Annotated in this window: 24 protein-coding genes; 11 read left to right on the top strand and 13 right to left on the bottom strand. The window is 62.0% G+C overall.

The window, feature by feature from the left end; genetic code table 11:
- Positions 1–101: 101 nt before the first annotated feature.
- The 9 genes from purU to J3P73_RS01390 all read left to right on the top strand — a co-directional run bounded on the left by purU (position 102) and on the right by J3P73_RS01390 (position 11,988).
- Complete coding sequence (purU, locus tag J3P73_RS01430) at positions 102–986, top strand: formyltetrahydrofolate deformylase (RefSeq protein WP_018070299.1); 885 nt, start codon at positions 102–104, stop codon at positions 984–986.
- A 120-nt stretch (positions 987–1,106) separates the two neighbouring features.
- Entirely contained in the window at positions 1,107–4,034 is a 2,928-nt protein-coding gene (locus J3P73_RS01425) for an aminotransferase (protein ID WP_130814734.1), read from the top strand.
- A gap of 522 nt (positions 4,035–4,556) precedes the next feature.
- Positions 4,557–4,751, top strand: coding sequence for a hypothetical protein (locus J3P73_RS01420; RefSeq protein WP_003544544.1), 195 nt, complete (start codon positions 4,557–4,559; stop codon positions 4,749–4,751).
- A 232-nt stretch (positions 4,752–4,983) separates the two neighbouring features.
- The gene (locus J3P73_RS01415; RefSeq protein WP_130772103.1) at positions 4,984–5,979 is read left to right on the top strand and encodes a P1 family peptidase; all 996 of its coding nucleotides are present in this window, start codon (positions 4,984–4,986) and stop codon (positions 5,977–5,979) included.
- A gap of 56 nt (positions 5,980–6,035) precedes the next feature.
- On the top strand, positions 6,036–6,956 hold the full coding sequence (locus J3P73_RS01410; protein WP_130772101.1) for a LysR substrate-binding domain-containing protein: 921 nt from the start codon (positions 6,036–6,038) through the stop codon (positions 6,954–6,956).
- 149 nt (positions 6,957–7,105) lie between these two features.
- Entirely contained in the window at positions 7,106–8,635 is a 1,530-nt protein-coding gene (locus tag J3P73_RS01405; protein WP_130772099.1) for an ABC transporter substrate-binding protein, read from the top strand.
- A gap of 110 nt (positions 8,636–8,745) precedes the next feature.
- Positions 8,746–9,693 (top strand): ABC transporter permease, encoded by a 948-nt coding sequence (locus tag J3P73_RS01400; RefSeq protein ID WP_130665362.1) that lies wholly within the window; start codon positions 8,746–8,748, stop codon positions 9,691–9,693.
- Positions 9,694–9,696: 3 nt separating this feature from the next.
- Positions 9,697–10,560, top strand: a complete 864-nt coding sequence (locus tag J3P73_RS01395) for an ABC transporter permease (RefSeq protein ID WP_018495741.1) — start codon at positions 9,697–9,699, stop codon at positions 10,558–10,560.
- Between the two features lie 36 nt (positions 10,561–10,596).
- On the top strand, positions 10,597–11,988 hold the full coding sequence (locus tag J3P73_RS01390; protein WP_018070306.1) for an amidase: 1,392 nt from the start codon (positions 10,597–10,599) through the stop codon (positions 11,986–11,988).
- Here J3P73_RS01390 and J3P73_RS01385 read toward each other — a convergent pair whose 3' ends face one another.
- The 3 genes from J3P73_RS01385 to J3P73_RS01375 all read right to left on the bottom strand — a co-directional run bounded on the left by J3P73_RS01385 (position 11,989) and on the right by J3P73_RS01375 (position 14,770).
- Positions 11,989–12,846 (bottom strand): C40 family peptidase, encoded by an 858-nt coding sequence (locus J3P73_RS01385; RefSeq protein ID WP_130814732.1) that lies wholly within the window; start codon positions 12,844–12,846, stop codon positions 11,989–11,991.
- Between the two features lie 11 nt (positions 12,847–12,857).
- Positions 12,858–13,208, bottom strand: a complete 351-nt coding sequence (locus J3P73_RS01380) for a MarR family transcriptional regulator (RefSeq protein WP_003544522.1) — start codon at positions 13,206–13,208, stop codon at positions 12,858–12,860.
- A gap of 170 nt (positions 13,209–13,378) precedes the next feature.
- Positions 13,379–14,770: a leucyl aminopeptidase gene (locus J3P73_RS01375; RefSeq protein ID WP_018070308.1), complete on the bottom strand. Its 1,392-nt coding sequence runs from the start codon at positions 14,768–14,770 to the stop codon at positions 13,379–13,381.
- A gap of 142 nt (positions 14,771–14,912) precedes the next feature.
- Here J3P73_RS01375 and J3P73_RS01370 point away from each other — a divergent pair, with 142 nt between their 5' ends.
- Positions 14,913–15,749, top strand: a complete 837-nt coding sequence (locus tag J3P73_RS01370; protein WP_018070309.1) for a tetratricopeptide repeat protein — start codon at positions 14,913–14,915, stop codon at positions 15,747–15,749.
- A 47-nt stretch (positions 15,750–15,796) separates the two neighbouring features.
- Here the strand turns inward: J3P73_RS01370 and J3P73_RS01365 are convergent, their stop codons facing one another.
- The 10 genes from J3P73_RS01365 to J3P73_RS01320 all read right to left on the bottom strand — a co-directional run bounded on the left by J3P73_RS01365 (position 15,797) and on the right by J3P73_RS01320 (position 25,545).
- Entirely contained in the window at positions 15,797–16,429 is a 633-nt protein-coding gene (locus J3P73_RS01365) for a LysE family translocator (protein WP_024323509.1), read from the bottom strand.
- A 196-nt stretch (positions 16,430–16,625) separates the two neighbouring features.
- Entirely contained in the window at positions 16,626–17,612 is a 987-nt protein-coding gene (locus J3P73_RS01360) for a type II secretion system F family protein (protein ID WP_018482130.1), read from the bottom strand.
- 15 nt (positions 17,613–17,627) lie between these two features.
- Positions 17,628–18,635 carry a type II secretion system F family protein gene (locus J3P73_RS01355; protein ID WP_075225712.1) on the bottom strand — a complete coding sequence of 336 codons (1,008 nt, stop codon included), beginning with the start codon at positions 18,633–18,635 and terminating at the stop codon, positions 17,628–17,630.
- A gap of 5 nt (positions 18,636–18,640) precedes the next feature.
- The gene (locus J3P73_RS01350) at positions 18,641–20,116 is read right to left on the bottom strand and encodes a TadA family conjugal transfer-associated ATPase (RefSeq protein ID WP_018070313.1); all 1,476 of its coding nucleotides are present in this window, start codon (positions 20,114–20,116) and stop codon (positions 18,641–18,643) included.
- Between the two features lie 132 nt (positions 20,117–20,248).
- Positions 20,249–21,526 carry a CpaE/TadZ family protein gene (locus J3P73_RS01345; protein WP_018070314.1) on the bottom strand — a complete coding sequence of 426 codons (1,278 nt, stop codon included), beginning with the start codon at positions 21,524–21,526 and terminating at the stop codon, positions 20,249–20,251.
- A 14-nt stretch (positions 21,527–21,540) separates the two neighbouring features.
- Positions 21,541–22,296, bottom strand: a complete 756-nt coding sequence (locus J3P73_RS01340; protein WP_130665359.1) for a CpaD family pilus assembly protein — start codon at positions 22,294–22,296, stop codon at positions 21,541–21,543.
- Positions 22,293–23,792, bottom strand: a complete 1,500-nt coding sequence (locus tag J3P73_RS01335; protein WP_029768293.1) for a type II and III secretion system protein family protein — start codon at positions 23,790–23,792, stop codon at positions 22,293–22,295. The genes J3P73_RS01340 and J3P73_RS01335 overlap by 4 nt, the downstream gene beginning before the upstream one ends.
- Before the next feature lie 12 nt (positions 23,793–23,804).
- Positions 23,805–24,620, bottom strand: a complete 816-nt coding sequence (gene cpaB, locus J3P73_RS01330) for a Flp pilus assembly protein CpaB (protein ID WP_075225710.1) — start codon at positions 24,618–24,620, stop codon at positions 23,805–23,807.
- Positions 24,621–24,730: 110 nt separating this feature from the next.
- Positions 24,731–25,243 (bottom strand): A24 family peptidase, encoded by a 513-nt coding sequence (locus J3P73_RS01325; RefSeq protein ID WP_018070318.1) that lies wholly within the window; start codon positions 25,241–25,243, stop codon positions 24,731–24,733.
- A 113-nt stretch (positions 25,244–25,356) separates the two neighbouring features.
- Complete coding sequence (locus tag J3P73_RS01320) at positions 25,357–25,545, bottom strand: Flp family type IVb pilin (protein WP_018070319.1); 189 nt, start codon at positions 25,543–25,545, stop codon at positions 25,357–25,359.
- Between the two features lie 380 nt (positions 25,546–25,925).
- Between J3P73_RS01320 and J3P73_RS01315 the strand changes: the two genes are divergently transcribed.
- Complete coding sequence (locus J3P73_RS01315; RefSeq protein WP_024323514.1) at positions 25,926–26,336, top strand: pilus assembly protein N-terminal domain-containing protein; 411 nt, start codon at positions 25,926–25,928, stop codon at positions 26,334–26,336.
- Positions 26,337–26,389: the final 53 nt, after the last annotated feature.

Below are 26,389 nucleotides of genomic sequence, written 5' to 3'. Positions count from 1 at the left end.
CTCTTGCAATTTGTCGCATGAATGAAAGTGCGCCGGCCTATTCGCGGCCCGGGCTTTGATCTAAGCACAGCGGCGGCCTTGGAGAGGGAAGAGGGAAAGACATGACAAGTTACGTATTGACGGTATCCTGCAAGTCGACGCGCGGCATCGTGGCGGCGATTTCGAGCTATCTGGCCGACAAGGGCTGCAACATCGTCGACAGTTCCCAGTTCGACGATCTCGATACCGGCAGGTTCTTCACGCGGGTGAGCTTCATCTCCGAGGAAGGCGTGCCGCTTGCCGAACTCAAGGAAGGCTTCGAGCCGATCTGCAAGCGGTTCGCCATGGATGCCGAGATCCATGACGGCAACGCCCGCATGAAGGTGCTCTTGATGGTGTCGCGCTTCGGCCATTGCCTCAACGACCTGCTCTACCGCTGGAAGATCGGCGCGCTGCCGATCGATATCGTCGGCGTCGTCTCCAATCATTTCGACTACCAGAAGGTCGTGGTCAACCACGACATCCCCTTCCACCACATCAAGGTGACGAAGGAGAACAAGCTGCAGGCCGAAGGCCAGATCATGGATATCGTCGAACAGACCGGCACGGAGCTGATCGTGCTGGCCCGCTACATGCAGGTGCTTTCGGATGCGATGTGCCAGAAAATGTCCGGCCGGATCATCAATATCCACCATTCCTTCCTGCCGAGCTTCAAGGGCGCCAATCCTTATAAGCAGGCCTATCAACGCGGCGTGAAGCTGATCGGGGCGACGGCGCATTACGTCACTGCCGATCTCGACGAAGGTCCGATCATCGAGCAGGACACGGCGCGCATCACCCATGCGCAGTCGCCCGACGACTATGTCTCGATCGGCCGCGACGTCGAAAGCCAGGTGCTGGCGCGTGCCATCCACGCCCATATCCACCACCGCACCTTCCTGAACGGCAACCGCACCGTGGTCTTCCCGGCAAGCCCCGGCGGTTACGCCTCCGAACGCATGGGTTGAGCGTCGCCTAGACCCTGCATCTCTTTTGCTGGCGAATGACAATCTCCCGTTGCCTGCCAACGGCAAGTACTCGATTATCTCGTTCAATAGGTAATCGAATCATACAGCGGGAGGGGTGTCATGACCGACGAGGCGCTTGTTGATCGCATGGCGCTGCCGCGTCCCGACGTCACCGCCGGCGACGCGGAAGAGATCCTCCTTGCTCATTACAGCCTCTCCGGCACGCTAACCGAACTCGGCAGCCAGCAGGATCGAAACTATCGCGTCGATAGCGATCGTGGCCGCTACGTCCTGAAGATCTGCCATGCAGCCTACGAGATCCGCGAGCTCGAAGCGCAGAATGCGGCGATCCATCACCTCAAAAGCCGGCAGGATGCGCCGCGCGTTCCGCAGGTGATCCCCACCAATGAGGGGCGGGAGATCGTCGTCCTGACCGTGCGCGGGCGGGGCTATCAGGTCCGGCTGCTGGAATATCTGGAAGGCCAGGGGCTGACGGAGCTGACCTATCTGGCGCCGGCTTCCGTTGCAGCCCTCGGCGCGCTCTGCGCCAGGCTGGCGCTGGCGCTTGCCGATTTCAACCATCCCGGTCTCGACCGCAGCCTGCAATGGGATCTCAGGCGCGCCGGGCCGGTCGCGGTGCAGCTGCTGTCCGCGATCACCGACAGTGCGGCGCGCGACCGGATCGCCAAGACCATGGTCATGGCCATTCGCCGCATCCAGCCGTTGGCGCCATCGCTTCGGCTGCAGGCCGTGCATCATGACGTCACCGGCGACAATGTCGTCGGCCACCGCGACGCCCGTGGCCATACGATCCCCGACGGGGTGATCGATTTCGGCGACATCATCCGCGGCTGGCTGGTCGGCGACCTCGCCGTCACATGCGCTTCGCTGCTGCATCAGGCGGATGGCGACCCTTTTCATATCCTGCCAGCCGTCACCGCCTACCAGGCGATCTATCCACTGACCGGGGAGGAGCTGAAGGCGCTCTGGCCGTTGACCGTCGCACGCGCGGTCATTCTAGTTGCCAGCAGCGAGCAGCAGATTTCGGTCGATCCCGATAATGACTATGTCCGCGGCAATCTCGAGCACGAGCGGACGATCTTCGATACGGCGATGTCCGTTCCCTTCGAACTCATGGAAGCCGCGATCCTCAAGGCGGCCGGCGCAAATGTCGCCGCCCCGGAAGCATCGGGATGGCTACCGTTGCTGCCCAACATCGATCCCGCCGGGATCGCCTATGTCGATCTTGGGGTGCGGAGCCCGCATTTTTCCGCCGGCAACTGGCTGAATACCGACATGGACTGGCGGCTGCTTGCCCGCGTGGCAACCGAAAACGGCACGGCAGCGACACGCTACGGCGAATATCGGCTTTCCCGCGCGAGCCTGGGAAATGCGACGGGACAGGCGACCTGTGCCCTGCATATCGACATATGTCTCGCGGCAGGCAGCGCGATTGCAGCACCCTTTGCCGGCCGCATCGGCTGGAAGGACCAGCATCTGACGCTTGCCAGCGACAGCATGACCCTGCATCTCGATGGGCTCGATCTCTCGGTCGAGGATGGAGCCGAGGTTGCCAGCGGCGATCCGCTCGGCACGGTTATCGGAGAGGCTTCGTCGCTCGGCGGGCTGCGCGTCCAGCTTTGCAGCGTCGCAGGTCTCGAACCGCCGCTTTTTGCCACGCCGCGCACGGCGGCGGCCTGGTCAGTGCTCTGCCCCTCACCCTCGCTCCTTCTCAGCCCGGAAGCCGATGCGCCGAAATCTGATACCGCCGAACTGCTCGCCAGGCGGCGGGCGCATCTCGCAAGGCCGCAGAAGAACTATTACGCGGCGGCGCCGCAGATCGAGCGCGGCTGGCGAGAGCATTTGTTCGATGTCGAGGGCCGCGCCTATCTCGACATGGTCAACAACGTCACCATTCTCGGCCATGGCCACCCCAGGTTCGCGGCAGCAATCCACGCCCAATGGCTGCGGCTCAACACGAATTCGCGCTTCCACTATGCCGCGATCACGGAATTTTCCGAACGCCTCGCCGCCCTGTCGCCGGACGGGCTCGACGCGGTCTTCCTGGTCAACAGCGGCTCGGAGGCGAACGATCTGGCGCTTCGGCTGGCGCAAGCCCATAGCGGCGCGCGCAACATGCTCTGCCTGCTCGAAGCCTATCATGGCTGGTCAGCGGCGAGCGACGCCGTCTCCACCTCGATCGCCGACAATCCGCAGGCACCGACCACCCGGCCGGACTGGGTGCATACCGTCGTTTCGCCGAACACCTATCGCGGCGACTTCCGTGGTCCCGATACGGCAGCGGATTATCTCGGCATGGCGACACCGGTGCTTGAGGCAATTGATGCTGCGGGCGAAGGCCTTGCGGGCTTCATCGCCGAATCGGTCTACGGCAATGCCGGCGGGATTCCATTGCCGGAAGGCTATCTCAAAGAGCTCTACGCGCAGGTGCGCGCCCGCGGCGGCCTCTGCATCGCCGATGAGGTGCAGGTCGGTTATTCCAGGCTCGGACATTATTTCTGGGGCTTCGAGCAGCAAGGGGTCGTGCCTGATATCATCACCGTCGCCAAGGGCATGGGCAACGGCCATCCGCTCGGCGCCGTCATCACCACGCGGGAGATTGCGCAATCGCTGGAGAAGGAGGGCACTTTCTTTTCCTCTACCGGCGGTAGCCCCGTCAGCTGCATCGCCGGCATGACGGTGCTCGACATCATGGCCGAGGAAAAGCTGCAGGAAAATGCCCGGACGGTCGGCGATCATCTGAAGGCGCGGCTCGCCGCGCTGATCGACCGCCATCCGATTGCGGGCGCCGTGCACGGCATGGGCCTCTATCTCGGCCTCGAATTCGTCCGCGACAGAACGACGCTGGAGCCGGCGACGGAAGAGACGGCTGCAATCTGCGACCGGCTTCTCGAACTCGGCGTCATCATGCAGCCGACCGGCGATCACCAAAATGTGCTGAAGATCAAACCGCCGCTCTGCCTCAGCATCGACAGCGCGGATTTTTTCGCGGACATGCTGGAGAAGGTGCTCGAAGAAGGCTGGTGATCCAGGGCTTCCAGCATTAACCAAATCGGTCATTTCGAGGCATGTCGATCTTTAATGAAACGAGCCATTGCCGGATACAGCAAGGCTTCCTATGTCTGCCGCGGTGATCGATCGAACTTCCGATTCTGTCATGCGAATTTAACGAAGGACTGATATGTTTCTTTCTGTAAGTTCGGGCTACGACGGAATGAATTTTTTCGGATCGTCGATATTTTGACATGTTTCGGAATATGTTTCTGACAGGCTATGGGGTAATCTCTACCAAGTTAGTAGATTATCAAAGACAGCCATCACCGGCCCCGGGCTCTACCGGGACCCCTCAAGTGCAACGCCAACATAGGGAACGAGCATGATAGACATCGATATTCTCGCCGATCTCCTTGGGCGATCTGTGCTTGGCAATGACCGTCCGGGCGCCCTCTCCCGCCCGAACTGTCGAATGTGACGTTCGTCCTCCTTTCAACGGTACCAGACAAGTCAATTCGCCATGGCTGCGCATGTTGTGCGGCAGGAGTTCTATCTATGAAGAAGCAAGTTATCGAATATGCAGGCGTTCCCGTCGGGATCGTCATTCCCGATGAAGATCGGCTGAAGTTCATCGCCGTGAAATTTCATGTCCACGACCTCGACGAGCAGCGTTTCGGCTCGCCCGATGAGGTGCGGCTGGCCATCCATGACCTGATGACCCGCCGTCATCCGAAGCCGCTTCATGCCTGAGGGCATGAGGCCGCGATTAGCATTCGCGGCTTTTCCCGATGTCCGACCGGTCCCGCCAAATGGGGCCGGTCTTGTTTTTTGAGGGCATTACAGCGCCGCGCGTCTTTGTCAGACGCGCAAGGGACGCTGTAACACTTTGAATTGCTGCATAATTTTATCCTTAAATGGATTCCGATTTAAGGAATTATGCAGTACAGTCCTATCGGCCGCCTTTCCGCATAAGGATCCGCCCTTGCCCGATCTTCTCAACCTTATCACCGACATCGAAGGCGTCTCCGTCGGCCATGCGACCGACCTTGCGCTCGGTTCCGGCGTCACGGTCATCGTCTTCGACGAACCGGCCGTCGCATCCGGCACGGTGCTTGGCGGTGCGCCCGGCGGGCGCGACACCGGCCTGCTCGATCCGTCAATGACCGTCAATGCCGTGGATGCCTTCGTGCTCTCCGGCGGCTCTGCCTTCGGGCTGGATGCCGCCGGCGGCGTGCAGGCGGGCCTGCGCGAACTCGGCCGCGGCTTTGCCGTCGGGCCAGTGCGCATTCCAATCGTGCCACAGGCGATCCTGATGGACCTGCTGAACGGCGGCGACAAGGATTGGGGCCTTCATTCTCCCTACCGCGACATGGGTTATGCGGCGTTGAAGGCGGCTGCCAAGGGCACATTCGCACTCGGCACGACAGGTGCCGGCACAGGGGCGACGACGGCCACCGTCAAGGGCGGGCTCGGCTCGGCCAGCGCCGTCAGCAGCACCGAGCATCGCATCGCGGCGATCGTCGCAGTCAATGCGCTCGGCTCCGCAACGATCGGCGACGGGCCTCATTTCTGGGCGGCGCCTTTCGAAAAAGATGCGGAATTCGGTGGGCTCGGCATGCCTGATGTGGCTGACCACAGCATGCGGCTCAAGGGCATGAACACCCCGGCGACGACGATCGGCGCTGTCGTGACCGATGCGCAGCTGACGAAGGCCGAGGCGCACCGGCTTTCGCTCGCCGGCCATGACGGCCTTGCCCGAGCACTGCTGCCGGCGCACCTGCCGCTCGACGGCGACACCGTCTTTGCCGCTTCGACGGCCAAGCATCGAAGAGACGACATGGCGAGCCTGATGGAGCTTTGCCATCTCGCGACTATCGTCATGGCGCGGGCGATCGCCCGTGGGGTCTACGCTGCGACCGCGCTGCCGGTCGAGGGCGCGCAAAAGGCCTGGCGCGACCGCTATCCGAGCAGCGGTTGATTGAATAGGGTCAGACTCTCTACAGATCCAATATGCCGAATGGCGGAGAGACGTGAATGCAGATCCGGGCGCTGATGTATTTCGACGAGCTGGTCAGGACCAATTCGATGCGCCAGGCGGCCGAGAATCTCAATGTCGCGCCGACGGCGATCAGCCGGCAGATCGAGAACCTCGAATATCATTTCGGTGCGCCGCTCGTCGAACGCAGCGCCCGCGGCGTCAAGCTGACGGCCGCCGGCGAGCTGCTTGCCGCCCGCGCCGGCCGGACGCTGCGCGAGCTCGATCACGTGCAGCAGCTGATCGAAGACCTGAAGGGCCTGCAGCGCGGCCGCGTCAGCATCTATGCCAATGGCGCGACCGTCGCCAATCTGCTGGCGCCGGCGCTCGCCGAATTCAGCCTGAAATATCCGAAGCTGCGCTTTACCGTGACGATCACCAGCGCGCGGCAGGCGGTCGACGCCGTCAACAGCGCCGAGGCGGATATTGCGGTGACGCTGTTTGCGCCTCCTATGTCCGGCACCAAGGTACGGCTGCGCTCCGAGATCGTCTATGATCTGATCACCGCGCCGCAGCATCCTGCGGCCGGGCATGCCGAGATCGCGGTCCGGGAGCTCGCCGACTATGCGCTGGCGCTGCCGGATCAATCCTTCGGCTTCCGCCAGGCCTTCGACGCGCTGGTCGAGAAGGAGGGGCTAAGCCTCGATCCCGTCTTCGTCACCAGCTCGCTCGAAATGCTGAAGGAACTCGTGCTCAGCGGGGCTGCGGCCACGCTGCTGCCGGCGCTGACCGTCCGCCGCGAGATCGAAGCGGGTCAGCTCCTTGCCATTCCGCTCGCCGGCAAGACCGGCATCCGCACCCATGTCGATCTCTGCGTCGCGCCGGACCGGCAGCTGTCCTTCGCTGCGACGAAACTCCTCGACTTCATCGAGAGGTTCATGCGCGAACGTACGAACCGCCGGGCCGAGACGAGAGACTGACGCTTCGAGCTTGCATTGCCAGCGGATTTGCGGTGTAGCTTTTTCGGCTACACTGAGCACACAAAATCGTCATTGTGTGTGCACTGGCATAGTGCCACTCTATTCGCAAAAGGGCCTGCCATCGCAGCGTGGCCAGACAAGGGAACGTGATGATCAAGTTTTCGTTTGCGCCTTTAGCGCGTTTCGCCCGGCGGCTCTCGCTCAGTGCCGCACTTTCGGCCGGCCTGGTGATGACGGCGATGACGCCGGCCGAGGCGGCAAAGACCACCCTTAATCTCGGCATGAGCGTTGAGCCGGCCGGTCTCGATCCGACGATCGCAGCACCGGTCGCGATCGGCCAGGTGACCTGGCAAAACGTGTTCGAAGGGCTGGTGACGATCGACCAGGCCGGCAAGATCCAGCCGCAGCTGGCGAAAAGCTGGGAAATCTCGACCGATGGCCTGACCTATACGTTCAAGCTGCAGACCGGCGTCAATTTCCATGATGGCGAGGCCTTCGATGCCGCGAGCGCCAAGTTTTCGCTCGACCGCGCCCGCGGCGCGGATTCGGTCAATCCGCAGAAGCGCTTCTTCGCCTCGATCGCCTCGATCGATACACCCGATGCCGAAACGCTGGTGCTGCATCTCTCGGCACCGACCGGCAGCCTGATCTACTGGCTCGGCTGGCCGGCCTCAGTGATGGTCGCACCGAAGACGGCTGCCGACGACAAGACGACGCCAGTGGGCACCGGTCCGTTCAAATTCGCCAGCTGGGCGAAGGGCGACAAAGTCGAACTCACCAGGAATGCCGATTATTGGAACAAGGATGCGGCCGCCAAACTCGACAAGGTGACCTTCCGCTTCATCGCTGATCCGCAGGCGCAGGCGGCTGCGCTGAAATCCGGCGATCTTGATGCCTTTCCGGAATTTGCTGCACCCGAGCTGATGAGTTCCTTCGACGGCGATGCGAGGCTCGTCACCAAGATCGGCAATACCGAACTCAAGGTCGTTGCCGGCATGAACAATGCCAAGAAGCCTTTCGACGACAAACGCGTCCGCCAGGCGCTGATGATGGCGATCGACCGCAAGACGGTGATAGACGGCGCATGGTCGGGCCTCGGCACGCCGATCGGCAGCCACTACACGCCGAACGATCCGGGCTATCAGGACATGACCAATGTGCTGCCCTATGACATCGAAAAGGCGAAGGCGCTGCTCGCCGAAGCCGGCTACCCCAACGGCTTTACCTTCACGATCAAATCGCCGCAGATGGCCTATGCGCCGCGCAGTGCCCAGGTGATGCAGGCGATGTTTGCCGAAATCGGCGTGACGATGAATATCGAGCCGACCGAATTTCCGGCGAAATGGGTCCAGGACATCATGAAGGAGCGCAACTTCGACATGACGATCGTTGCCCATGCCGAACCGCTCGACATCGACATCTATGGGCGCGATCCCTATTATTTCAATTATAAGAACCCCGCTTTCAACGCGCTGATGAAGAAGGTCCAAGAAACGACCGATCCGGACGCGCAGAATACGATCTATGGCGAAGCGCAGAAGATCCTCGCCGAGGACGTGCCGGCGCTCTACCTCTTCGTCATGCCGAAACTCGGCGTCTGGGACAAACACCTGAAAGGGCTGTGGGAGAACGAGCCGATCCCCTCCAACGTGCTCTCCGGCGTCTCCTGGGACGAGTGAGCGAACAGTTAAGGCGGATTGAGAGGCACGATGAGCGAGGGGAAGCCGCATAGCGAGCCGTTCAATGCCGGTCGCAGCTCTCGCCGTTCCACATTAAAAGTGTGGCACGCATGATTCCACTCCTCGCCCGCCGCTTCACCGGTCTCCTGGTCACGCTCGTCATCGTCTCGCTGCTGATCTTCACCATCATGGACTTTCTGCCCGGCGATCCCGCCTCGATCCTGCTCGGCACCTCGGCGACACCGGAAACGCTTGCCGCGCTACGCCACGATCTCGGGCTCGATCAGCCGCTGCTGCTGCGTTACGGGCAATGGTTGACCGGCGTGCTATCCGGCAATCTCGGCAATTCGCTAACCTATGGCGTACCGGTCGCAGGATTGATCGTCGAGCGGCTGACCGTGACGCTGCCGTTGGCGCTGATGGCGATTATGCTTTCGGTGGCGATTGCCTTGCCGCTCGGCGTGCTGGCCGCCTCGCGCCGCGGCGGCATCTTCGACATCGTCGCAACGCTCTTTTCGCAGGTCAGCATCGCGGTGCCCGCCTTCTGGGTGGCGCTGCTCTTGATCATTCTGTTTTCGACGGTGCTCGGGCTGATGCCGGCCGGCGGCTTCCCGGGCTGGAGTGCCGGCCTGCTGCCGGCGCTGCAGGCGCTGGTTATGCCCGCCGTCGCGCTGGCGATGCCGCAGGCGGGCGTGTTGACGCGGGTGGCACGCTCGGCGGTGCTCGACACGATGCATGAGGATTTTGCCCGCACCGCAGTGGCCAAGGGACTGTCACGCAGTGCGGTACTGTGGCGCCATATCGTGCCGAACGCGCTGATACCGATCCTCACCATGATCGGGCTGCAATTCACCTTTCTCGTCGCCGGCGCGGTGCTGGTTGAAAACGTCTTCAACCTGCCCGGCCTCGGGCGGCTCGCGCTGCAGGCGCTCTCCCAGCGCGACGTCATCGTCATGCAGGATGTCGTGCTGTTCTTCGCAGGCCTCGTCATCGTGATGAATTTCATTGTCGATCTCTCCTATCTGGCGATCGATCCCAGGATGAGAAAGGCGGCCTGAACCATGGTACCGATTGCATCCCCCGCGATCGCCGGCCGCCATCGAGTCTTTAGACTTAGCCGGCGAATGAACTTGATTGCTGGGACTGTCATCATCGGGCTGCTGGTCGCCGTTGCGCTGCTGTCACTCGTCTGGACGCCGCTGCCGCCAGCGAAAATGCAGATCATCCACAAGCTGCAGCCGCCGCTTGCCTTCGGCCTGTTCGGCACGGACCAGTTCGGCCACGACGTGCTTTCGATGCTGATGGTAGGCTGCTGGAATTCACTGTCGATCGCCATCACAGCGGTTATGATCGGCGGGACGCTGGGTTCGATCGCCGGTATTTCAGCCGCGGCGATCCGCGGTCCCTTCGAAGCGCTGCTGATGCGCATCTGCGATGTCATCTTCGCCTTGCCGCCGATCCTGTCCGCCATGATGCTCGGCGCCTTTCTCGGGCCAGGGCGGTTCACCGCAATCACCGCGATTGCCGTCTTCATGATCCCGGTCTTTGCCCGCGTCACCCTCGCGACCTCGCTGCAGGCCTGGAGCCGCGACTATGTGACGGCGGCGCGCGCCATCGGCAATACGCGACTGACCATTTCGCTGCGCCATGTGCTGCCGAATATCATGAGCCAGATCATCGTGCATGGCGCGATCCAGCTGGGGTTGGCGATCCTCACCGAAGCGGGTCTCAGCTTCCTCGGACTCGGCATGGCGCCGCCGGCGCCGACCTGGGGCCGGATGCTTGCCGATGCGCAAACCTATCTGGCGCTCGCCCCCTGGCTGGCGATCCTGCCCGGCCTTGCCATCGCGCTCACCGTCTTCGGCTTCAACATGCTCGGCGACGGTTTGCGCGATCTGCTCGACCCGCGCGAGGCAAGCCGTTGATGTCCTCCCCAGACGAAAAGCCCGAAAGACCATGCCATGACCAAAACCGACCTCACCATCCGCGAACTCAGGCAGCGCTTCGCTGATAAAAGCCTCTCCCCTCTCGAATACTGGCTTTCCCTCGAAGACCATATCGCGGCCTGGGAGCCTTCGATTTCGGCACTCTACCTCTACGATCCGGAATCGGCGCGCGCCCAGGCGAAAGCGTCGACGGAGCGCTGGGCGAAGGGAGAAACGCTTGGCGCCCTGGACGGCATCCCGGTGACGCTGAAAGAGCTGATCGCCACGAAGGGCCAGCCGGTGCCGCTCGGCACGAGGGCAGTGGAACTCAAGCCGGCAGAGGCCGACGCACCGGCCGCCGCCCGGCTGCGGGAAGACGGCGCGGTGATCTTCGCCAAGACCACCTGCCCCGATTACGGTATGCTTTCCTCCGGACTTTCGAGCTTTCATCCTCTCAGCCGCAATCCCTGGAACACCACGCAAAATCCCGGCGGATCGAGCGCCGGGGCTTCCGCAGCGGCGGCCGCCGGCTACGGACCGCTGCATATCGGCACCGATATCGGCGGCTCGGTGCGCCTTCCCGCCGGTTGGACCGGCATCTTCGGCTTCAAGCCGAGCCATGGGCGCATTCCAGCCGATCCCTATTATGTTGGGCGCTGCGTCGGGCCGATGGCGCGCACGGTCGAGGATGCGGCCTTTTCGATGGCGACGCTGTCACGCCCGGACTGGCGCGACGGCACGAGCCTGCCGCCGAACGATTTCAACTGGATGGATCTCGATATCGACGTGTCGGGCATGAAGATCGGGCTGATGCTCGAAGCCGGCTGCGGGCTTGCGGTGGAGGATGAGATCAGGGTCGCGGTCGAAGCGGCGGCGCAACATTTCGAGAAGGCCGGCGCGACTATTGTATCAGTCCAACCGGTGCTGACACGCGCGATGCTGGATGGCCTCGACAATTTCTGGCGGTCCCGGTTCTGGGGCGATATCGCCGACCTCGACGAAGAACGGCGGGACAGCATCCTGCCCTATATCAGGGATTGGGCGATGGGCGGCGCCGACATCAGCGGCGTCGATGCGGTCAGGGGCTTCAACCAGACGATCGAGATGCGCAAGAGCTGCGGACGGCTGTTTACCGAGGTCGACGCCCTGCTTTCGCCGACCAATCCGATCATCTCCTATCCGGCCGAATGGGCATCGCCGACCAACGATCCGGCCCTGCCGTTCGAGCACATCGCTTTCACGGTGCCGTGGAACATGTCGGAGCAGCCGGCCGCTTCGATCAATTGCGGTTTCTCCCGATCGGGCATGCCGATCGGCCTGCAGATCGTCGGGCCGCGTTTCGACGATCTGCGGGTGCTGAGGCTGTCGAAAGCCTTCGAAGACTGGACGGGCGGGGTAAGATCCTGGCCGCGGCCTCCGATCAGTTGATCAGCTGATCGGACGGCGATAGCCGGTCGGTTGCTGGTAGAGCCAGCCGATGCGCTCGACGGCGGCCGCGAAATTCTCGCGCGCTACCGTCATGCTGTGGCCATTGGCATGGAGGATGGTTTCTGGATCCTCGAAGATGGCGACATGGCCCTTCCAGAATACGAGGTCGCCACGGCGGATTTCGGCGCGATCGATCGGCTGGCCGAGGCCTGCTGCCTGCAGGTCGGTATCGCGCGGCGCAGCTCTACCCGTCATCAGCATGGCAAGCTGGACGAGGCCGGAGCAATCGATACCGAGACCGGAACGTCCGCCCCAGAGATAGGGCGTTTCCAGGAAACGGGCTGCGATGCCGACATAATCGGCACCGTCGAGAGCGCCGATCGGCTGGACGTGCTTGGCGAAGATCGCCGTTCCGTCCTCGAGCACGACATAGCGATTGCCCCGCGCTTCCGCCTCGCCGGCGACATGAACGCGGCTTCCCATCGACACGGTGGCCTGGTGGGGCTTGCGCAGTTCCGGTTCGGGATAGACGAAGGCGCGCTGCACGGTGACGATATGGGTCGGCGCCGGTTTGCCTTCCAAGAGCGCGTCTGCCGCGACATACCCGACATAGCCGTCAGAGGCGGCTTTCACCCAGCACCAGCCGTCGGCGCGATCGAAAACCGTCACGTCCTCGCCGAGAAGCAGCTCGGTATCGATGCCGCGCGCAACATCCGGTTCAGGGCGCAAACCCACGACGGGAATGGCGACACGCGCCGGCGCGCCTTCCACAAAGCGCGACGCCTCGACCTTGCCTTCAAGCCTCGCTTCCGCGAGATCAGGTCTGTAGGCATGCAGGCGGCGGTCGAGCATCGTCATTCGCATTCCTTTCAGATCGGCAGCCGGCGGGCCTGATCTCGTATGAGATCGCCGAGCTTTTCCAGGTAGAGCGCGCCGCCGACGGTGCGCTTGATGATCACGTTGCGCCGGTCGGCATCGTCACGCACACGATCGACTAGGCCCATCTCGCCCATCGTATCCAAGGCGCGGGTAATGACCGGCTTGGTGACATCAAGCGTGGCGGCAAGCCCGCGCACCGTGTGCGGCGGCGGCACCAGATAAATATGCAGCAGGATCGCCATCTGGCGCAACGTCAAATCGCGGTCATCGTGGCGGACTTGATCGAGCGCCGCGCCATGCCAGAGCCCCAGCGCCTGCGAGGCGGTCAGTTCGATCGGCACGGCCCCTCCGGAAGATCGTTACGCTAACGTTTCATTTTCCGGTAGTTGCCATGCACATGCAAGGGGCGCTGGAAATTGCCGCCCGGCAGGGTGAATAAAATTTTAACGATCGGCAGCGAGGCGCAGCGCGTGAACACGCGGCGCGCCTCAACGCTTTTTTGCGTACGGGCTCAGCGCAGGCTCTCGCGGATATGATGAAAGAGCGCGCGGATCGCCTGTGCCTCGCCGCCGCCCGGCGAATGCGGCCGTTCGGACGGAGCCCAGCCGAAAATATCGAAATGCGCCCAGCTCTTCGCCTTGCTGACGAAACGCTTGAGGAAGAGAGCCGCAGTGATCGCACCCGCCATGCCGCCGGCCGGTGCGTTGGTAAGGTCGGCGAATTTGGTGCGGATATCCTTTTCGTAGCCGGAATAGAGCGGCAGGCGCCAGAGCGGATCGTCGGTTTCCAGGCTCGCTTCGGTCAGGTCATGCGCCAGATTGGCGTCATCGGTGAAGAAGGGCGGGAGATCCGGACCGAGAGCAACGCGGGCGGCGCCGGTCAGCGTCGCCATGTCGATCAAGAGCTCGGGCTCTTCCTCGTCGGCATAAGCGAGCGCATCGGCAAGGATCAAACGGCCCTCGGCGTCGGTATTGTCGATCTGGACGGTCAGGCCCTTGCGGCTCCGATAGATGTCGCCGGGGCGGAAGGCATTGGACGAGATCGCGTTTTCGACGACCGGGACGATAACACGCAGGTCGACTTTCAGCTTGGCGTCCATGATCATCAGGGCAAGCCCCATGACATTCGCCGCGCCGCCCATGTCTTTCTTCATCAGCAGCATGGAGGCGGCAGGCTTGATGTCGAGACCGCCGGTGTCGAAGCAGACGCCCTTGCCGACGAGCGTCACCTTGCGATGGCCCTTCTTGCCCCAGCGCAGCTCGAGAAGGCGCGGCGCATCGGCGCTGGCGCGGCCGACGGTATGGACCAGCGGGAAGTTTTGCGTGAGCAGGTCGTCGCCCGTAATCACCGATATCTCCGCCTTGTAATGTTCGGCCAGACTACGGAAAACGGCCTCGAGCTGCACCGGCCCCATGTCATTCGTCGGCGTATTGATGAGGTCACGGGCGAGAAAGACGCCGGCCAGCTGGCGCTTGATGTCGGCGGCGTCGGCATCGCGGGGGATCATCAGCGTCGCCGCCGGCGATTTTTCGGATTTGTAACGGTCGAAGCGGTAGCTGCCGAGCCCAAAGCCGAGGGCCAGGCGATTTGCCGTCAGCGGCGCGGTCTCGATGTGCCAGTCGCCGGCCGGCAGCGCGCGGGCGAGCCTGCCGGTGATGTAAGGCTGCTCTGATGGATTGGTGCCGAGGCCGTAAAGCGCGCCGCCGAGATGGCCTTCAGCCGTCGGGATCAGCAGCAGCGACCCGCTTTCGGCCTTGTAGCCTGCTCTGCGCGCCCAATCGAGCGCGATCGGATCGATCGTGCCGGTCTCGATATGGGCAGGCGTGACGGCAAAGATCGGCAGCGTCGAACCGCCCTTCGTGTTGAAAGGAGTCGGTCTCTCGATGAACTGATAGGGGGCCATGATTGTCCTTCGGCGGTCGTAAGGAATCGTTCCTTAACGGTCTGTTAGGGTTAACAGACTATTGCTGGAGCGAAGATTGCGTCAAACCTTTCCCTGTTCCGCTTCGAGGTCAGGCGCCGATTTCGGAATCCAGGAACGCGTCATGCCTGCCTCGCTCACCACCATATTCACGAATCGTATCCTGCAGGGCGCTGCGGCCTCGCTGATCGTCTTGGCGCTTGCCGGCTGCTCGACGACCAAGGACCGGATGACAACCGGCTCGGTGCCGAAGCTCACCAAGCCGGTTGAAGAGATGGACGCGACCGAGCTGCGCTCGGCGACGGACCGGCTCGGCCAGGCCTATGAAAAGAACCCGCGTGATCCCGTCACCGGCGTCAATTATGCAAATCTGCTGCGCATGAACGGCCGCGACACCCAGGCGCTCGCCGTCATGCAGCAGGTGGCGATCGCCAATCCCGGCGACCGCAACGTGCTGGCCGCCTACGGCAAGGCGCAGGCGGCGGCCGGCCAGTTCCAGCAGGCGCTCGACACGATCGGCCGCGCCCAGACACCCGACCGTCCGGACTGGAAGCTGGTCTCGGCCCAAGGCGCGATCCTCGACCAGATGGGCCGGGCAAGCGATGCCAGGCAGCGCTACCGCGACGCGCTCGACATCCAGCCGAACGAGCCCTCCATCCTTTCCAACCTCGGCATGTCCTACGTGCTGACCGGCGATCTGCGCACGGCCGAAACCTATCTGCGCTCCGCCGCCAGCCAGCCGACGGCCGACAGCCGCGTCCGGCAGAACCTTGCCCTCGTCGTCGGTCTGCAAGGACGTTTCCCGGAAGCCGAGCAGATCGCGCGGCGCGAACTTTCGCCGCAACAGGCCGATGCCAATGTCGCCTATCTCAGAGGCATGCTCTCGCAGCAGAATTCGTGGCAGAAACTCGCCGCCAAGGACAAGACGCCGGGCGCAGCGGACAGCAGCAATACCAACTGACCGGATCTCCTCAGCGCTTGAGTGCGTCCGAAGTCACGTGCGACAACCTATCGATCACTTACGCCCGCGAGAATGAGCCGGAGGCCGAGGCCGGCCATGACGACACCCGCGCTGCGGTCGATCCAGCTCTTGGCGGCAAGATAGAGCCGCCGCGGGTGGCGAGCCGAAAAAGCGAAGGCGACGATCGAATACCACCCCGCCTCCACGACGAAGACACCGAGCGGCAGCGCGACGATGAGACTGAGCGGCACCGTTCTCGGTAAAAGTGCGGCAAAGATGCTGGCATAGACGATGATGGTCTTCGGGTTGCTGAGTTGGGTCAGCAGCGCGGTCATGAAGCTCAGCCTCGGCGCGCGATTGCCGTTGACGGTGTCGGAGACCTCGAGCGGCTGACCAGCGCTCCTCCAGATATTGACGGCGATATAGACGAGATAGGCGCCGCCTGCGACCTTCAGCAGGACATAGAGCCATTCGAACTGAGACAGCAGCGCCGTCAGCCCGGCAAGCGCCAGCACGGCAAAAACGACACCGCCGGCGCCCATGCCGAATGCTGCCGCAAGGCCATCCAGCCTCGAACGCGAGATGGCGATCCTGGAGACGACGACGAAACTCGGGCCGGGGCTCATCGCGCCGACGGCCAAGGCTGCCACGATGCTGATGAAAATGCCCGCAGAAGACATTGGAAACCTCTCTTTTGGATTGAACGAACGTCAGGGGCGCCGCGGGGGGCGCCTGCGCTTGCCGATGGTCGTCCGTCCCATTTATCAGCTCTACAGGCGGCGGTCACGCGCGTTTAAGGCTGCGGATCGGACCGATGGTCCTTGATGCACATCGTCGTCTTCTGCCGAAAGCGGTCGCCTCTTTCCGGCTCAACCGTCAGAACTTGTCTGACACCTGGATGCCAGCCGGACCGAGAATGACGGCGATCAGCACCGGCAGGAAGAACAGGATCATCGGCACCGTCAGCTTCGGCGGCAGGGCAGCCGCCTTCTTTTCCGCTTCGTTCATGCGTTCGTCGCGTCCTTCCTGGGCGAGAACGCGCAGCGCCTGCGCGACCGGCGTACCGTAGCGATCGGCTTGGATCAGCGCCTGAGTCACCGAACGTACCAACTCGATCTGGGTGCGCGTGGCAAGATTTTCGAGCGCCACGCGGCGATCCGGCAGGAAGGAGAGCTCGGCCGTGGTCAGCACCATCTCCTCGGCGAGTGCTGGCGACTGCTCGCCGAGTTCTTCGGACACACGACGCATCGCAGCCTCGATCGAGATGCCGGATTCGACGCAGATCAGCATCAGGTCCAACGCATCAGGCCAGGCGCGCTTGATCGAGTGCTGGCGCTTGCCCATGCGGTTCGAGATATAGATATTCGGCGCGTAGAAGCCGAGATAACCGACGCCGATGACGGCGAAGAGACGGATGGGCATGCCTCTTCCGGCGAGATTGCCGAGCCCGAAGACCCAGACGGCGGCAAGCGTCAGAAAAAGGAAGGGCAACAGGAAACGCGCCACGAGAAAGGTATTCAGTGCATTCTCCGAGCGGAAACCGGCGGCACGCAGCTTGTTGACCGTATTGTCGTCGACGAGCGCCTTGCGCAGGTTGAAGCGCTCGACGATCTGGCGGACCGAGCGATTGTTCTGGCTCCGGAGCGATGCCTTGTTGGCACCGGTTTCCATGTTCATGCGGGCGCGTTCACGGGCACGGATCTGCTCGCGCTCGGTCGAAACCGCCTTCATGCGCTTGTTGAGATCGCCGCGCTCGAAGAAGGGAATGGCGATCGTGTAAAAGGTGGCGAAGACCGCGATCGCAACGAAGACGGCGATCAGCATGCTCGAATTGGTCAGCGTTGCGGCAAGGTCCTGCGACATGGTGCTTCCTTCCGGCTAGATGTCAAAATTGACCATGTTGCGCATGACGAAGATGCCGATCGACATCCAGATCGCCGAAAAACCCATGATGAAATGGCCGCGCGGATCGGTGAAAAGGATCATCATGTAATTCGGCGAGGTGAGATAGACGAGGGTCGCGACGATGAAGGGTAGAGCGCCGATGATGACTGCCGATGCCTTGGCTTCCATCGACAGCGCCTGGACCTTGGCCTTCATCTTCCTGCGCTCGCGCAGTACCTTGGAGAGATTGCCGATCGCTTCCGACAGATTGCCGCCAGCCTGCGACTGGATGGCGATGACGATGGCGAAGAAGTTGACTTCCTGGAGCGGCATGTGGATCGTCATGCGGGCGCAGGCGTCGGGGATGCTGAGACCCACCTGCTGCGCCTCGATTACGCGCCGGAATTCGCTCTTCACCGGGTCGGTGCCTTCGGTGGCGATAAGGCGGATGGCATCGTTGAGCGGCAGACCCGATTTGATCGAGCGCGTGATAACGTCAAGCGCATTGGGGAGTTCGTTGAGGAACTTGGTCTGGCGGCGCTTGATCAGAAAGCCGAGGACCCAGCGCGGCAGGCCGAGACCGGCGACGACGGCGATACCGACCATGACCATCCACGATACACCAATGACTAAGGCGACGAACAGCAGCACGGAGGCGAAAATGGCGCTGATGAGATAGAATTTCGCCGGTGTGATCGTCAGGCCGGCCTGCACCAGCCGGGATTTCATCGACAGGGTCTTCTTGGTCTTTTCATGCTGGCGCTTTTCCAGATCCTTCAGATTGTCCTGCACCGATTTGCGGCGCTTGGACAGCTCCTGCACCCGGTCACGGGCCGCCTTGACCTTGACCCGGTCGCTCTCGGCCGACTTGACGCGGTTGACGCGGCTTGCCGATTTCTTGTCGGCCTCGATCTTCGAAAACAACAGGGCATAGGCGACCGCCGCCGCGGAGACGGCGGCGAGGACGATGATTGCCAACACTACCGGATCGAACCCGAACATCTCACCTATTCCTTCGTTTTCGCTTCCATCGCGTCGAGAGCAGCGGCAAGACGTTTTTCCTCGTTGAAGTAGCGGGCGCGATCCCAGAAATGCGGCTTGCCAACGCCGGTCGACATGTGCCGGCCGATCAGGCGGCCGTTTGCATCCTCGCCTTCGATCTCGTAGCGCATCAGATCCTGGGTGATGATGACGTCGCCTTCCATGCCGATCACCTCGGTGATCTGGGTGATGCGGCGCGAACCGTCACGAAGGCGTGCCGCCTGAATGACGACGTCGACCGAGCTGGAAATGATCTCGCGCACCGTCTTTGCCGGCAGGGTAAAGCCGCCCATGGCGATCATCGATTCGATACGGCTCAGGCATTCGCGCGGCGTGTTGGCGTGGATCGTGCCCATCGAGCCGTCGTGACCGGTGTTCATCGCCTGCAGCAGGTCGAAAACCTCCGGTCCGCGCACTTCGCCGACGATGATGCGCTCGGGACGCATACGCAGGCAGTTCTTGACGAGATCGCGCATGGTGATCTCGCCCTCGCCTTCGATATTCGGCGGGCGCGTTTCGAGACGGACGACATGCGGCTGCTGCAGCTGCAGTTCGGCCGTATCCTCGCAGGTGATGACGCGCTCGTCCCTGTCGATATAATTGGTGAGGCAGTTCAGAAGCGTGGTTTTACCCGAGCCGGTGCCGCCTGAAATGACGACGTTGCAGCGCACGCGCCCAATGATCTGCAGCACGGTTGCGCCTTCCGGCGTGATCGCGCCGAAACGGACGAGCTGATCGAGCGTCAGCTTGTCCTTTTTGAACTTGCGGATGGTGAGCGCCGGCCCGTCGATCGACAGCGGCGGCGCGATGACGTTGACGCGCGAGCCATCCGGCAGGCGGGCGTCGCAGATCGGGCTCGATTCGTCGACACGGCGACCGACCTGGCTGACGATGCGCTGGCAGATCGAGAGAAGCTGCGCATTGTCGCGGAAGCGGATCTCCGATTCGATCGTCTTGCCGCCGACTTCGATGAACGTCTGGCCAGCGCCGTTGACCATGATGTCGGCAATATCGTCGCGCGCGAGCAACGGCTCCAGCGGGCCGTAACCGAGGACGTCGTTGCAGATATCTTCGAGCAGCTCTTCCTGCTCGGAGATCGACATCGCAAAGTTCTTGATAGTGATGATGTCGTTGACGATGTCGCGGATTTCCTCGCGGGCGCTTTCGCCGTCGAGCTTGGAAAGCTGCGAGAGATCGATCGTATCGATCAGCGCGGAAAAGACCTGCGCCTTGGTGTCGTAATATTCATCGGTGCGGGCCGGGCGCTTGCGTTGCGGCGTCTGCATCGGCGGTGGCGTCACCTGCTGGCGCACGGGCTCGCGCGAGGGTTCGACCAGAATGGAGGGGGAAGAGACCGCAGGGGCGGCGGCCGGAGCCGGCGGCGGTGGAGCAATCGCTCCTCCGACCTTTCCGGAACCTTCGTTTCCGCGTTTTCCAAACATGCCACTCGATCCAATCTGCTCGTTCTAGAGCATTTCCCGATCTCTCCGAGTCACGGAAATGCTCTATCTTTTTGTTTTCACGCAATTCCGGACGCAAAACCGCTGCACACTTTTGCTGGAATTGCTCATCGTCTACTTGCGCTTCAGGAGGCCCATCAGGCCGCCCTTCTTTGCCTTCTTGATCGCGACACGGCCGGTCACGATGTGCGATATCTGCGAAAAGGTCTCGGCTGTCGGCGACTTCGGGTCGACTTCCGAGATCATCCGGCCGCTATTGGCGGCGTTGCCGAAAAGATTGATGTCGAAGGGGATGATCGCGATCGGATCGATTTCCAGCGGTTCACAAAAATCCGACGGCGAAATCTCCGGACGTTTCGGCATACCGACCTGATTGAGGATGAGATGCGGCGGCCTGTCGTTCGGTCGCATCTTGCGCAACGCGTCCAGCATGTTCTTGGCATTGCGCAGATTGGCGAGATCGGGAACCGCTGCGATGACCACCTCGTCGACGCTCGATAGCACCGAGCGCGTCCATTCCGACCATACATGCGGAACATCGAGCACGGTGACGGGCGCGCTGCGCTGCAGAACATCGAGCACCGGCTGGAAAGCCTGGCCGTCGAAATCATAGGCACGGTCGAGCAGCGAGGGTGCCGCAAGCAGCGACAGATGCTCGGAGCATTTCGTCAGCAGGCGGTCGAGGAAGACCTCGTCGAGACGATCGGGCGCGAAGACCGCTTCGGCGATGCCCTGGGCCGGATCCTGGTCGAAATCGATGTTCGCCGTACCATAGGGCAGGTCGAGATCGGCGAGGATTGTCTCGGTGGAGAAGAGATTGGAAATGCCGAAAGCGCAATTATGCGCGATGGTCGAGGCGCCAGTGCCACCCTTCGAGCCGATGAAGGCGATGCTGCGACCGAGCGGCTCGGCGTCCGGATCGACGAAGATCGAGGCCATCGCCGCAAGGATATCGGGCATGGCAACGGGCTGGACCATATATTCGGAAATGCCGTTGCGGATGAGTTCGCGATAAAGCCCGATATCGTTGTAATAACCGATAATGACGACTTTGGTCGTCGGATCGCAGACCGCGGCAAGCGGCGCGAGTTCAGCGAGCAGGTTCGCGGCATTCGCCTTGGTCTCGAGGATGATGAGGTTCGGTGTCGGGGCGCCGGAAAACATATTGGCGGCAGCGGCGGTGCCGCCGCTGGTGATGCGCATGCTGACCTTCGCCACGCGCCGATCATTGGCGCAGCGTTCCATGACACGCTGCAGGGCCTCGCTCTCGCAAAAGGCGTGGACGGAGATGCGCGGCAGCGGCCGCATGTTTTCCAGATCCGCCATGCGCACGGCCTCTTCGGCGTGGCGAAGCTCGCTGGGATTCCTGATTTCGTATTCGATCGCGCTCATCGTCTCGTTCCGCCTCAGAAGCTACTGTCGCTGCCGACATCTTCGATCGTCGTCGTCGTCGTCCGGTATTCCTGGATGGCATTGTTGCGCCGCTGCGCGTCGATCGGGGTCATGCCGCGGGGTGCCACCAGATCCTCAGGATTGGCGATCTGGGCGGCCAGGTTGTTCTGCGAGGCGCAGCCGAAATTATAGTAATTCTGGTTGCTCAAATCGTTCGAGATGTCCTTCGGCCACTGGCCGCATTGCGTGGTGATCGCGGTGGTGCCGGTAAAGCTCAGCCGGATCGGCGCCGCATCGCCGGGGCCGGCCGCGGCATAGGAGGTGTTGACGATTTTCGAGCTTGCGATCCCCCGCGACGCCAGCTCGGCACGGACCTGATTGCGCAGTTGATAGGCTGCTGCCGAATTGGGCGAACCTTGCGGCGACAGCACGTAAACAGGGCCTGAGGCGCGCGAGATGTAGTTTGCGGCAAAACCGCGGATAAGATCGCGCTGGGCGATGGTCAGGCGGCGATCGGTGGAGGCGACGGGTATATCAACCGTCTGCTCCGCCTCCGTCACGATGATCGGGTGGCGGGCGCGGTAATCGTCCGGAATGCCGCCGGTCGTCAGTTGGTCGTGCGGGCCGGCGCATCCGGAAAGGACGGCCACCGAAATGGCAGCCGTCGCAAAAAACGCCTTCGAGATTCCGAAGCGGGGTGTCGTCGAATTCATGTGGGCCATCGCCTGATCTCTGTTCTGTGCCATTGCTGCCGATCGTGTCCCGCTCATTTGTAGATGAACCCGATCGAGCCGTGGAACTGCGCGTCGGCGACGGGCGCCTCGCGGCGGCCATAGACCTTGTTGACACGGTTGAGGAAGAAGGTTGCACCATCGTTCTCAGGGCTAAAATTGTCGTCCGGCCGGCTGAGCTGATTGCGCGCCACCGGACGCACCAGATAGGGCGTTGCGATGATGACGAGCTCGGTTTCCTGACGCTCGAAACCCTTCTGGCGGAAGAGCGTGCCGAGCAGCGGGATCTTCGAGACGCCGGGCGTGCCGCCCATCGTCTGAGAAACGTTGTCGCGGATCAGGCCGGCGAGCGCGATCGAACCGCCCGAGGGCAGCTCCACCGAGGTCTCCGCCGAACGGCGCTGATAGGTGGCGTTGCCGCTGCCGGCCACCGGTTCGGAGACATTGGTCTTGATCTGCAGGCTGATGCGGCCCGATGACAGCACGACCGGCTTGAAGGCGAGGTTGATACCATAGTTAAACGGCGTGACGGTGACGTTGCCGTTGCTGTCGGTCGTCGAATAGAGCTGCTGACCGCCGGAATTGAAGGTCGCGGCCTGACCCGATATTGCCGTCAGCGTCGGCTCGGCGAGCGTCTTGACGACCTTGGCCTGCTCCAGCGCGTTGAGATACGTCGAAATGTCATATTTGCCGATCGAGCTCTTGAAGAGCGCCGCCAGACCGCCGCCAACCGTCGATGTGGCACTGTCGGCGATGGGACTGCCGAGCTGGGCGACCGTCATGCCGGAGGAACTGGAAACGAGGTTGTCGAAGCCAAGCTGCTTCAGCACTTCGCGGCGGACCTCGGCGATCGTCACCTTGAGAGTGACCTGGTCCTCGCCCTCGATCTGCAGAAGATTGACGACCTGCGAGGCCTGACGGTTTTCGGCAAAGAGCGCCACCGAGCTATCGCCGCCGGTGCCGGATGCGGTCTCGGTTCTGGTCGTCGCCTCGCCGCCCTTCAGGAAGACCTGCGCCAGATCGGCCGCCTGCGTGGCATCTTGCGGCGTGCGCACAGTGCCGGTCAGCACGATGTTGTCGGAGACGATTTCGACGTTGATGTTGGAGTCGGGAATGAAGCGGCGGAGATTGACTTCGAGGCCGGAGACGTCGCGTTCGATCTCGATGTCGAGATTGACGATCTCCTGTCCACCGGCACCGAAGACGAAGATATTGGTCTGGCCGACCTTCTTGCCGAACAGGTAGATGCGCCGCGAGGTACGGGTCACGGCATCGGCCATGGTCGGATCGGAGACGAGGATATCGTGCGCGTCGTCCGGCAGATCGACGACGACGGCCTTGTTGAGCCCGAGCTTCAGCCGGCGATGGGCATTGGGGCCGGTCTGAGAGATCCGGACCAGGCTATCGGAATCGGCGTGCGCCTCGCCGGCGCCGAGAAACGGGGCGAAAGAGGTCGGCACTATACCGGAGACGCCGATTGCCAGCGAAAGGCAGCCTGTCAGGAGAGGTCCGGCGCGCCGCGTTGAATTGCCCATTTGCACGTCCTTTTACTCCGCCTTCGGCGCTGCGCTGGCATCCGTGACGATGGTGCCCGACTTGATGACCTGGATGATCGCACTGCCGTTGTCACCGCTCAGGAGATAGTCGGCGGCACTGGTATCCTGCTCCTGCGCATCGGCGACCGAGCGCAGCGCGAGCGACAGCCGGTCCGCCATCTGCTGGGCGACAGCGAGAACCTTCGTTTGATCAGGGGTGAGTTCGAGCGTCGCGGTCGTACCGACCACCGATTTCGAGCCGTCGTCCTTTTCCTGGATCTGCTGGTCGATGGCGAGGACGCGGACATTGCTCAGCACGGTTTCGGTAATGAGCTTGTCGGCTTCGGTGCCTTTGCGGACCATGATGACATCGACGCGGTCGTTCGGCAGGATGAAACCCCCGGCACCTGTTGCCACCGATATCTCGGTCGCGACGGCGCGCTTGCCGGCCGGCAACAGCGAGGAGAGGATGCGGCTGCTGGAATCGGCGATCTTTTCCGGCCGGATCGGTTCGCCTTCGAAGATCGGCAGGCGCACGACGGCGCCCTGCAGATCTTTGATCGCATCCGGCTTGTCGGCTTCGGTGATGAGGCCCTGGACGACGCCGCCCTGCGGCCAGGCCATCCAGTGCACCAACTTGTCGTCCAGCCTTGCGCCGACCGGCAGATTGGCGCTCGAGACGAGGACGTTGACGGTCGGTTCCTTCTCGATGACCGACTGAACCTGGGTGACGACACCGCCACTGCCAGCCATGCGCATTGCCAGGAGGCCGGCGAGGCCGGCTGCCACCACGGCGACAGCTAGGATTATAAGGCGGGCCGGTTTCATCGATCATTCCTCAGGGCACGATATGTTCGCCCTGTAGAATGCTCAGCAATTGGTATAATTATGGTTAATGGAACGCTTACATTTTAAGTTAACGGGCATTTAAAATACCGTTATTTCAGGCTTTCCAGCGCGACGAGAAAGAGCGGCGAGGAAGGGAAGGCCATGAAACCGCCGATCGCGATCGCGATGCCATAGGGGATCTTCTTGGCGAGCAGGATCGAGTTCGGCACCGGCAAACCGATGGCGAGGATGGTGTCCGATTGCGCTCTCACCAGCAGGATCAACAGGGTGATGAGGCCGCCGATCATGGCAACGTCGGTCATGAGGAACGCAAGGGATTGGTTCAGACCGAACCAGAGCGCGGTAGCGGTCAACAGCTTGGCGTCGCCGCCGCCCATCACATTAAAGGCAAAAAGGGCAAAGCAGGCGCCAAAGACGATGGCAGCAGCGGCGAGATGCATGCCGATCATTTCCAGGCCCAGGCCGGAGAATGGCGCGAGGAGAAGGAAAGAGGCAACAAGGATCAAGGAAATACGGTTCGGGATCGTCATGGTCAACAGATCCGAGAAGGCCGCCATGGCCAGGCAGAGTGGCAGTATTAGGAAAACTGCAGCTGCGAACATGCGTATACCCGATCATGACATGATGCGAAAAGGCTCACGGCCGTTCAGCCTGTGAGCCCGCTCGAATAGTTCGGCCGGAGCAAATCCGGCCGGCATTATGCAGATGCCGCTGCTTAGCTGCCGCTCGCGGTGGCCGCAGTATTCATCTTGGTGCCCAAGTTGTTGAACGTATCGCCGATCTTGCCGCCGAGGGTCGTTGCGCCGGTGATGAGCGCTACGGAAATGAGGGCGGCGATCAGGCCGTATTCGATCGCGGTCGCGCCGGATTCGTCCTTCAGAAAACGGCTAAAAAGCTTGGTCATGATAACTCCTAACTCCAGTTGATGTTCAGCACGTCCGCCAACTGTTTGCCGTTGATCGGATGACTGCAACCTAGCGAATGGCCGTTTCCATCGGCTTAAGGAAAAGAGTTAACGACATGTGAACGAGACAACAGGCCTTTGTAGAGTCAGTATTTTCTTACGCACTTACCTCAATATTTAACAATATTCCGGGAATAACTGCTGCATTCATCCGGAAATAGCACAAATTGCGTCTCCAACCGGGGCGTGCGCCGCCCCGAAACCGTGCCAGATCGGAGCATTACGCTTCATCCTGGAACAGAGCGGCAAGCTTAAGGCTTCGTTCACCATTTTTTTCCATTCTATGTGCATATTGCGCTGTGATCGTGAAAGAGGACCAAATGTCATCGAGCGGCAAAACCATTTTCTTTGCCGGCATGATCGCCGTTTTCGGTATTTCGGGAGTTTCCGCGGCCGCAGACGATGACATGCTGCGCGTCTATATGGATCACGCGCGCGTATTGAAGCTTGACCGCCCCGTCAGCAAGGTGATCGTCGGCAATGCCAAGGTCGCCGATGCGACCGTCGCCGACGCCAAGACCATCGTGCTGACAGGACGCAGTTTCGGCACCACAAATCTGGTGCTTCTCGATGCCGACGGCAATGCGATCCTCGACGAGCGCATCCTGGTGTCGATCGATGAGGGCAATACGGTGCGCGTCTACCGGCAGACCGAGCGCTCCGTGCTGTCCTGCACGCCGAATTGCGAGCAGCATGCGCAGCAAGCGGCCACCGCGACCGCCTCACCCTGAGCATATCTCGGAGCTTCCTCGACCATTCGTTAAAATCATCGTGTCAGGTTGAA

It is taken from the genome of Rhizobium ruizarguesonis (genome assembly GCF_017357285.1).
In the GTDB taxonomy this organism is placed as follows: Bacteria; Pseudomonadota; Alphaproteobacteria; order Rhizobiales; family Rhizobiaceae; genus Rhizobium; species Rhizobium ruizarguesonis.
Note: the sequence above shows the minus strand (reverse complement) of the source record. Positions and strands in the feature narration are given on the sequence as shown.

Coding starts and splice junctions, on each gene's coding strand:
- J3P73_RS01335 (WP_029768293.1), bottom strand. CDS start 23,792: ATGGGCAATTCAACGCGGCGCGCCGGACCTCTCCTGACAGGCTGCCTT.
- J3P73_RS01375 (WP_018070308.1), bottom strand. CDS start 14,770: ATGGCCCCCTATCAGTTCATCGAGAGACCGACTCCTTTCAACACGAAG.
- J3P73_RS01405 (WP_130772099.1), top strand. CDS start 7,106: ATGATCAAGTTTTCGTTTGCGCCTTTAGCGCGTTTCGCCCGGCGGCTC.
- J3P73_RS01360 (WP_018482130.1), bottom strand. CDS start 17,612: ATGTCGCAGGACCTTGCCGCAACGCTGACCAATTCGAGCATGCTGATC.
- J3P73_RS01400 (WP_130665362.1), top strand. CDS start 8,746: ATGATTCCACTCCTCGCCCGCCGCTTCACCGGTCTCCTGGTCACGCTC.
- J3P73_RS01385 (WP_130814732.1), bottom strand. CDS start 12,846: ATGACGATGCTCGACCGCCGCCTGCATGCCTACAGACCTGATCTCGCG.
- J3P73_RS01370 (WP_018070309.1), top strand. CDS start 14,913: ATGCCTGCCTCGCTCACCACCATATTCACGAATCGTATCCTGCAGGGC.
- J3P73_RS01325 (WP_018070318.1), bottom strand. CDS start 25,243: ATGTTCGCAGCTGCAGTTTTCCTAATACTGCCACTCTGCCTGGCCATG.
- J3P73_RS01340 (WP_130665359.1), bottom strand. CDS start 22,296: ATGAGCGGGACACGATCGGCAGCAATGGCACAGAACAGAGATCAGGCG.
- cpaB (WP_075225710.1), bottom strand. CDS start 24,620: ATGAAACCGGCCCGCCTTATAATCCTAGCTGTCGCCGTGGTGGCAGCC.
- J3P73_RS01320 (WP_018070319.1), bottom strand. CDS start 25,545: ATGACCAAGCTTTTTAGCCGTTTTCTGAAGGACGAATCCGGCGCGACC.
- J3P73_RS01390 (WP_018070306.1), top strand. CDS start 10,597: ATGACCAAAACCGACCTCACCATCCGCGAACTCAGGCAGCGCTTCGCT.
- purU (WP_018070299.1), top strand. CDS start 102: ATGACAAGTTACGTATTGACGGTATCCTGCAAGTCGACGCGCGGCATC.
- J3P73_RS01410 (WP_130772101.1), top strand. CDS start 6,036: ATGCAGATCCGGGCGCTGATGTATTTCGACGAGCTGGTCAGGACCAAT.
- J3P73_RS01355 (WP_075225712.1), bottom strand. CDS start 18,635: ATGTTCGGGTTCGATCCGGTAGTGTTGGCAATCATCGTCCTCGCCGCC.
- J3P73_RS01420 (WP_003544544.1), top strand. CDS start 4,557: ATGAAGAAGCAAGTTATCGAATATGCAGGCGTTCCCGTCGGGATCGTC.
- J3P73_RS01425 (WP_130814734.1), top strand. CDS start 1,107: ATGACCGACGAGGCGCTTGTTGATCGCATGGCGCTGCCGCGTCCCGAC.
- J3P73_RS01395 (WP_018495741.1), top strand. CDS start 9,697: ATGGTACCGATTGCATCCCCCGCGATCGCCGGCCGCCATCGAGTCTTT.
- J3P73_RS01350 (WP_018070313.1), bottom strand. CDS start 20,116: ATGTTTGGAAAACGCGGAAACGAAGGTTCCGGAAAGGTCGGAGGAGCG.
- J3P73_RS01315 (WP_024323514.1), top strand. CDS start 25,926: ATGTCATCGAGCGGCAAAACCATTTTCTTTGCCGGCATGATCGCCGTT.
- J3P73_RS01345 (WP_018070314.1), bottom strand. CDS start 21,526: ATGAGCGCGATCGAATACGAAATCAGGAATCCCAGCGAGCTTCGCCAC.
- J3P73_RS01365 (WP_024323509.1), bottom strand. CDS start 16,429: ATGTCTTCTGCGGGCATTTTCATCAGCATCGTGGCAGCCTTGGCCGTC.